Annotated in this window: 1 protein-coding gene; it reads left to right on the top strand. The window is 70.6% G+C overall.

All coding sequences use genetic code 11. The features are described from left to right. Positions 1-632: 632 nt before the first annotated feature. On the top strand, positions 633-1096 hold a 464-nt coding region (locus tag AOK17_RS39415; protein WP_425424672.1), incomplete at its 3' end, for a Ppx/GppA phosphatase family protein.

The raw sequence follows: 1096 nt of genomic DNA, 5'->3' as shown, positions 1-1096 counted from the left end.
CGCGAGGTGCGCACCGCGATCGAGGCACCGCGCAGCAGTTTCAACCACTTGGGGACGGTCGAGGGGAGTCGGCTGCGACGCGGCCACCGTATCCGGGTGTTGGGGAAAATGCGCGGTTCGCGGTGCCTCCCCTTGGAGGGCCGACGGGAGTTGCTCCCCTCCTGAGCCGACGCCTGGGGCGGTGCCGCAGGGCGCTGTTCCGTAACGCTGGTGTCCGGCATTGCGTTGAGTCCCCTTCGCACTGCGGAGCGGCCTGCGCCGCGCTTTCCGCGAGGGCCACTCTTGCGCCTCGGGTGCGGGACAACCCTGTCTTGTCGCGCCTTTGACGCCGCAACCGAGAAATCTTGACGGGGAGCCGGGTGGGACGGGAGATCCGCGTGGGCTGTCCGAGCGGCAGGCTCGTACCCAGGAAAATGAAGACCGCGCACACCCGCCGACACCTGTTCCAACACCGCCCGCTCGCGTCCGCGGAGCAGCAGTTCGCGGGGATCAACGATGCGTCAGGCACAGCCCTGCGAGTACGCATCACAGCTAGGGTCTGTCGTAACGGGTGCGTGCATTCCCGCAGGCAGCGGGAACGGCCGTCGTCGACTGGACGTGGTCGAGCGGGTGGAAACGGGGGAGAGGGCCGGATGGGACGGGGTGGGCCGGAGCGGGCCGCGGTGCTGGATGTCGGGTGCCACAGCGCACTGTTGACGGTGGTCCGGTGGCGGCCGGGCGGAGGGCTGGAGCCGGTCTTCTCGTACAAGGTACGGCTACGGCTGCACGAGGCGCTCGACCGCAGAGGCCGCCTGCGCGAGGTCGGGATCACCAGCGTGCAGCGCGCCGTGGCCGAAGCGATGGCCGCCGTCGGGGTTCGCCGCTCGCCGACTGTGTTCCCCTTCGCGACCTCGGTCATCCGGGATGCGCCCAATCGGGAGCAGGTGATCGCGCAGGTGGCCCGTGCCACCGGCACCCGGCTTCGGGTCCTGCCCGGTGAGGAGGAGGCGCGCCTTGCCTATGTGGCGGGCCGGGCGTGGACGGGTTCCGAGAGCGGCCCGCTGCTGATGCTGGACATCGGTGGCGGCACCGTGGAGATCGCCTCGGGCCGGGGAGC

Source organism: Streptomyces phaeochromogenes, from assembly GCF_001418655.1.
GTDB classification, from domain to species: Bacteria; Actinomycetota; Actinomycetes; order Streptomycetales; family Streptomycetaceae; genus Streptomyces; species Streptomyces phaeochromogenes.
The sequence above is the reverse complement of the archived record's forward strand: the minus strand, read 5'-3'. Positions and strand labels throughout refer to the sequence as shown.